The organism is Candidatus Aeolococcus gillhamiae, assembly GCF_016464765.1.
Lineage (GTDB): Bacteria > Chloroflexota > Dormibacteria > Aeolococcales > Aeolococcaceae > Aeolococcus > Aeolococcus gillhamiae.
Genome location: NZ_JAEKNS010000106.1, coordinates 1 through 6367, shown reverse-complemented (window position 1 = coordinate 6367; position 6367 = coordinate 1). Strand labels below are relative to the sequence as shown.

Sequence of the window (6367 nt, the reverse complement as noted above, 5' to 3'; positions counted from 1 at the left end):
TACGTCATGGTCGGCGGCAGTGTGTTCACCCTTCTGGCTGGCACGCAGTACTGGTTTCCCAAGATCACTGGTCGCATGCTGAACAAGACACTTGGCGAGTGGAGCTTCTGGCTCTTCTTCATCGGGTTCAACGGCACCTTCTTGGTCATGCACACGCTGGGCTTGGAGGGCATGCCGCGGCGCATCTACAGCTACCCCGGCGGCTTTGGCGAGGAGGGCTGGGGTGCGACGAACATGTTCATCACCGTCTTCTCGTTCGTGATCGCGGCATCGGTGCTTGTCTTCATCTACAATCTGGTCGTAAGCTGGAAGTACGGCGAGCCGGCGGGCGATGACCCCTGGGGCGGCAACACACTGGAGTGGGCGACGACCTCCCCACCGCCGCCCTACAACTTTGAGAAGGTGCCCGTGGTGCGCTCGTTCATGCCGCTGCGCGACATGCGCGAGGACGGCTTGCGGCCCTCGCTGGCGAGCCCTGAGTGAGGCAGCCGCCACACCGATTGTCGGGTGCCGTCTTGGCGGGGATTGCCCACAGCTGCGGGTCGGTCGATGCCCCGCTCGACGAGTGCTGCCACAAACAGATCGCGCTCTCCGCCGGGGACCGTACCGGCCCCCCGGCCACCCAATCGGTACCTGTCTACCCGCAGTCCGGGTCACCGACGGCGGCATCGAAGTCGTTTTATTGGTACGGATGGGGCGCTGCCGCCCATGACTGACACCGCCGACCAGCCCACCCCCCCGAATCTGCCCGGCCCCGCACCGTCGAGCGCCTCACCGCAGGCGGTGCAGAGCTATCGGGCGCAGCTGACAACGGGCGAGGATGTCGTTGATCCGGCTACATGGGCGGGCTCGGTACCGCAAGCGCACGGTATCGCTCCGCGTGTGCGCGTCGGCCCCAGCAAGTGGTTCAACCTGCTCTGGTTATTGCCAATCGGCTTCGTGGTTCTGATCGTCGCGGTGGCGGCTGCGCAGGGCCTGCGCGGCACCCCAGCGGTGCAGCGGTTCATCGAGCACTACCCCGGCACCGTCCAGGCAGCCAGTTCCGATCGCAACGCAGGCCTGCCCATCTGGGCGGGAGCGCAGCACTTCCTCAATCTGTTCTTGATGATCTTCATCATCCGGTCGGGAGTGCAGATCCTCAGCGACCACCCTCGGCTGTACTGGACCCGGCACAGCACGCCGGGCAAGGACTGGTTCCGCGTCCAGAAGCCGGTTCCAGCCGACCCGCTGTGGACCGCGAAGAAAGATTCCATCAGCCTGCCGGGACAGGTCGGTCTACCGGGAATTCGGCACTCCATCGGGCTGGCCCGCTGGTGGCATCTGGGCACCGACACCCTGTGGTTGCTCAACGGCCTGGTCTTCTACGTCTTGCTGTTCGCGACCCCGCACTGGCGGCGTTTGGTACCAACCAGCTGGGATGTCTTTCCCAACGCCGTGTCGGTGCTGATCCAGTACCTGTCGCTGGATTGGCCAACCGAAAACGGATGGGTGGCCTACAACAGCCTGCAGCTGATCGCCTACTTCATCACGGTCTTCGTCGCCGCCCCACTCGCGCTTGTCACGGGCCTCGGCATGTCACCTGCACTGTCTACCCGCTTCAAGCGGATCAGCAAGGTGCTCAGCATCCAGACGGCACGCTCACTGCACTTCTGTGTGCTGGTCTGGTTCCTGCTGTTCATCGTGATCCACGTCACCCTGGTGTTCACCACCGGTCTGCTGCGGAACCTCAACCACATTTACGCAGGGCGAAACGAGGATAGCTGGGTAGGCTTCTGGATCTTCGCGGCCTCGATGGTCGTGGTCATCGTCGGCTGGGTTGCTGCCACCCCGTTCACTCTGCGTCATCCCCGGGTGGTGCAGCGTGTCGGCTTCGCGCTGATCGGCCCGGTGCAGCGCCTGTTCGAGCACGTGGACGCCACCCCAGGCGAGTACACCGAGAAGGACCTCTCTCCCTACTTCTGGCACAACGGACAGTACCCAGACTCGGAGGAGTACAAGGCGCTGTTCGAGGGCAACTTCGCGGACTACCGGCTGCGGATCAACGGACTGGTCGACAACCCGGTCGACCTGGACCTGGTAAAGCTGCGAGCGCTGCAACACCATGAGCAGATCACCCAGCACTTCTGCATCCAAGGTTGGTCGGGCATAGCCAAGTGGGGTGGAGTGTCGATGCAGACGATCATGGACCTAGTCAAGCCGCAGCCCGAGGCGAAGTGGGTCGTCTTCTACTCGCTCGGTGACGGCCCGGACAAGGGCATCTACTACGACGCGCACCCAATCGAGCAAATGAGCTACCACCTGACGATGCTGGCCTACGACATGAACGGTAAGCCGCTGTCCTTCGGCCACGGCGCCCCGCTCCGGCTGCGTAACGAGACCCAGCTCGGCTTCAAGCAGGTCAAGTGGATCAAGGGTGTGGAGTTCGTTGCGCATTACTCGGAGATTGGCGGCGGCTACGGCGGCTACAACCAGGACCACGAGTTCTTCGGCTATCGACAGTCCATCTAGTGCACTGCCCAGCAAAAATGGCTAGAAATTTTAGATGGTTTGCCGAGGACCTGAGAAATGGCGGCATGTCATCTGCCGCACCTGCGCACTACGTCTCACCCGGTCTCTACATGCCCTCGACCGTAGCCAGCCTCTGCGCCGATGAGGCCGCACTAGGTCGCGACATACCCACGACTACAAGCGCAGCGGCATCACCAGTTTGTTTGCGGCCCTGGAGGTCACCACCGGCGGGATTACCGGCGCCTGCTACCAGCGCCACCGCCATGCAGAATTCCTGGCCTTTCTCAAACTGCTCGTCCGCACCTAACCGCGCAAGCAACTCCACCTGATCGTCGACAACGCCTCCTCGAAACAGACCGAGGAGGTCCACCTCTGGTCGACCAAGCACAAGCGCGTCCACCTCCACTTCACGCCCACCGGCTCCAGCTGAGGTTCTCTGGCCGCCTCCGGGCTGATTGCGGGACGTCCGGGCTTTCCGGAGTCTCATGCTGTCAGTGACGAGCCGGACGACGCCGGAATACTTGGTCGGCCTGAGAAAGGAGCGAACGAACCAATGGTTGCGCTCCGCCGACAGACCGTACCGCCAGCATCGTCTGACCCCGGCCCGCCGGGACCTCCTGGCCCGGGACGCCAGTAGATTCGAACCCGATAGCGCACTTCTTAAAGGAGGAAGCTTGACATGGCGGGTAGCACAAGAAAGGTAGAGAAAATCGTGATCGGGATCGACGGCTCGCCCCAGTCCGACGCCGCTTTGGAGTGGGCGATTGGGCTCGCCAAGCCCCTCAGCCGGCCTCTTCACCCGCGCCGACCTGGTGGTCTATGGCGTTGATCACTCGGGCGCCTCCTATGAGGGCCGCCTGTACCTTAACGATGTCGAGGCCGACGCATCTAGTGGCCGAGGAGCCGAGAGCTATGCCGGCTCCTTCCATATCTTCGGCCACGGCGGCTGCTTTGGCGACCTTGGTCACTGCGACGTACCCACTGGCCCTCGCAACCCCTTCGACCTGCGGCCTGCCCACCAGCTCACGCCTCAGGTGAAACCCGTGATCATCACCCAGGCCCTCAAGAGACTTATCACCGCCGCTCCCAAGACCGAGAGAGTCACCGTTACCTTGGTGGCCGTCGTCCCAGGTGACGCTAGCAACGCGGTGCTCAAGTTCGACGAGCTTCGACTCCTGACGTATCTGTAGCGGCGCTTTGGGGCCAGCCTACGGTCGAAGGTGCGAAGCCCTCGCGGTCGCGGCTACCCTTGTTGCTCACCATCACCCGAGGCGTATACGCCGAAAGCGCAAGCGGTCGGCCGGCAGGTGGTGATTGCGGCTTTCGGCCGCGTTGCCAACCGCCTCATCTTCTACTCATTGCAGTATTGCAGTACAGGTGCCATCCCTCAGCTTGTCCGACCTTGTGCTGATGGCCGGCCGGCTACGCAGGGAGTTCCCCGACGGCTGGTAGATGGTTTCGGTCGACAGCCACATCTCCGCAGCGAGGTGCTGAACGAAGCCGCCGCGCCCGGCGAGCGCGTGGGGCACGTTCGCGACCCGGCCGGCAACGTGATCGGGACGCGGACGGCCCCGAGCGCTGCCTTGAGGTCAGCGACCATGATGTGGACCATGATCCCCGGCTCAGCCGACGGCGGCCGGCCGGTGACCCACGAGCCGCTCACCTCCTTGACCGCGTCGTCGAATGCGATCGCGCCGTCGCCGCGGGTGCGCAGCTCCCAACCGAACGCCCGGCCTGGCCGAGCGCGAGCGGACGGTCAGGCCGGTGCCGGAGCACCTCCACACGGTCACGCCGCGGCTCGCGTTGAGCGATGGCGCGTCGGGGATCGATTTCTACAAGGCCGCGTTCGATGCCAAGGAACTCGGCGAGCGCTGCCACATGCCCGACGGGACGCTCGTCCACGCGGAGCTGCTGATCGGCGACGCGGTCGTGATGGTCAAGGACGCCCAAGACGACGAGTTCAACGCGCTGCTGTGCACCCATTGGCCCGACGTCGACGCCGCGTGGGGATCGTGCCGTTCGCGCCGGCGGCGAGGTGGTCTACCCCCTCGCCGATCAGTTCTACGGCGAGCGCAGCGGCCGCATCGGTGATCCGTTCGGCAACCAGTGGATGCTGGCCTCGCGGATCGAGAACGTCACGCCGGCCGAGCTGGCGGCGCCGGAGCCAGCGTAGCGGCGGGACGGTCCGTGGCGCCGAAGGCCTCGGGGAAGGGAGAACGATGTCCGAGCAGACAGGCGTCCGAGCCGACGATCCGTACAACGGGCGGCGCGCAGCGGCTGGAGCGTTACCTCCGTCAGTCCCGAGCTGCTCCAGCCAAGATCGAACGCATCTAGGCCCACAGGATCGAGGCCCGTTGACCTTGACGCGGTCGCCCGATGAGCTTCCACGTGACTCCCGGACGCCCGCAGGGGGATGGCCCCTTGCGACAGTCGGCCGCAAAGGGGTTCGGAAGGCGACGACAGAGGTCACCTACCGGACGCGGAGTCAGAGAGGGTTCCGGGTTTGATGAGCGCCGCAGCGAAGCTCGCGGGCGGCAGATAGCCGAGCGAGCTGTTGTGGCCAGCGGCGATTGTAAACGTCATACCAGTCGTTGAACCCAAGCAGGACACGGGCCTCGTAGTGGTGGCGGCCTTCGACGCTGCCGCTCTCCCGACCGGCTGAGGTCCAAAGCAGATAGGTGAAAGCTCGGCGTCCGAGACTGGCGCCTCTTGGGCGTGAGGCGTTGCTTCCCGGGCGTTGATCACCTTAGGAGAGCGGTTTCGATGGTCGTCGCCAGCCACCGCTCGTAGCGCTCCGGTGTCCATCCGCACTGGAAGACTAGCTGGGCGTATACGGCAGACGACCCCAGCGTGTAGAGCAGGTCCGTCGCGAAGGCGACATCGGCGCCGGTGCTGGCCGCGATCGCCGTAGCTACCCGACGCATGTCGGCGCGGCGGTACTGCCGGCCCCGGTCGCGGCGCTCTGCCACGTCCGGATCGGCGGCGGCGGCCGCCTCAGCGGCCTCCAGCAGGGCGGCGCTGCGAACGTGGAGCTTGGCGGTGAACCTGGCGAAAAGAGCCGGAATCTCAGGACCCGCCGCTTCGACCGTCTGCCGGAACCAGTCGCGGTCACGAACCCTCACCGCGGCATCGTCGCCGCCGAGGGCGACCCCGATCGCCTCGTCGAGCAGGGCGCGCTTGTTGGGGAAGTCAAGATAGACGGTCCGGCTCGCTACGCCCGCCTCGGCGGCAATGTCGGCGACGCTGGTCGCGGCGTAGCCTCGCTCCACGAAGAGCCGAGCGGCCGTATTCAGGATCCTGCCTCGCGTTTGGTGTGCCTGCTGTGCGCGGGCGGCCGACAGGTAGCGCCGCTTCTTGACATTCGTATTCAAAGCGTCCGATTATGGTACATTAGCTGCACAATAACTGCAGCGAAATAGGAGGGGTTTGACATGGCGATTGAAAGCGCGAACGAGCGTGCGGCTGGAGGGGCGGGCAGTGAGGCCGGCGGCTGGCTAAGTGCAAGCGCGGCTGCCACGGCCGCCTATGCCCTCCTGGTTGCGCTGCTGGTCGTAGTCATTTACTTCGAGGACCACTCGGTCCTGGTTCCGCTGGTGGTCTTCAGCGGAGCCGGCTTCGTGGTGGCGGCCGTGATGGCAGCGACAAGGAGACGCTGGACGGCGTGGCTGGCGGCGGCTTACTCGGTGATCACGCTGGCGGCGGACGGCCCGCACCAGGTGCCCGCGATCCTGCACCCGGTGTCGGCCACCCATGCGGTTGGAGGAGTGATCCTCATCGTCGCTGGCGTAACGGCGATCGCGATCGCGGTCAGGGCCGGGGTCAGGCGCTGACACATTGGCGTCGGAGTGCAGTTCTTCCT

At 65.0% G+C, this 6367-nt stretch carries 8 protein-coding genes; 6 read left to right on the top strand and 2 right to left on the bottom strand.

Features of this window, described 5'->3' with window-relative positions:
• Positions 1–483: cbb3-type cytochrome c oxidase subunit I (locus JF886_RS10205; RefSeq protein WP_337312113.1), on the top strand; the 483-nt coding region annotated here is incomplete at its 5' end.
• A 66-nt stretch (positions 484–549) separates the two neighbouring features.
• Positions 550–2508, top strand: a complete 1959-nt coding sequence (locus JF886_RS10200) for a molybdopterin-dependent oxidoreductase (RefSeq protein WP_337312111.1) — start codon at positions 550–552, stop codon at positions 2506–2508.
• Between the two features lie 106 nt (positions 2509–2614).
• Here the strand turns inward: JF886_RS10200 and JF886_RS10195 are convergent, their stop codons facing one another.
• Positions 2615–2914 (bottom strand): hypothetical protein, encoded by a 300-nt coding sequence (locus JF886_RS10195; protein WP_337312110.1) that lies wholly within the window; start codon positions 2912–2914, stop codon positions 2615–2617.
• A gap of 273 nt (positions 2915–3187) precedes the next feature.
• On the opposite strand from JF886_RS10195, the gene JF886_RS16810 reads away from it, so the two are divergent.
• From JF886_RS16810 to JF886_RS10185, 3 genes are all read left to right on the top strand, one after another.
• On the top strand, positions 3188–3337 hold the full coding sequence (locus JF886_RS16810; protein ID WP_350340577.1) for a universal stress protein: 150 nt from the start codon (positions 3188–3190) through the stop codon (positions 3335–3337).
• The gene (locus tag JF886_RS10190) at positions 3273–3698 is read left to right on the top strand and encodes a hypothetical protein (protein WP_337312107.1); all 426 of its coding nucleotides are present in this window, start codon (positions 3273–3275) and stop codon (positions 3696–3698) included. The genes JF886_RS16810 and JF886_RS10190 overlap by 65 nt, the downstream gene beginning before the upstream one ends.
• 574 nt (positions 3699–4272) lie before the next feature.
• On the top strand, positions 4273–4599 hold the full coding sequence (locus JF886_RS10185) for a VOC family protein (protein ID WP_337312105.1): 327 nt from the start codon (positions 4273–4275) through the stop codon (positions 4597–4599).
• 650 nt (positions 4600–5249) lie between these two features.
• Here JF886_RS10185 and JF886_RS10180 read toward each other — a convergent pair.
• Positions 5250–5879, bottom strand: a complete 630-nt coding sequence (locus JF886_RS10180) for a TetR family transcriptional regulator (RefSeq protein WP_337312103.1) — start codon at positions 5877–5879, stop codon at positions 5250–5252.
• A gap of 60 nt (positions 5880–5939) precedes the next feature.
• Here JF886_RS10180 and JF886_RS10175 point away from each other — a divergent pair, with 60 nt between their 5' ends.
• Positions 5940–6338 carry a hypothetical protein gene (locus tag JF886_RS10175; RefSeq protein ID WP_337312101.1) on the top strand — a complete coding sequence of 133 codons (399 nt, stop codon included), beginning with the start codon at positions 5940–5942 and terminating at the stop codon, positions 6336–6338.
• Positions 6339–6367: the final 29 nt, after the last annotated feature.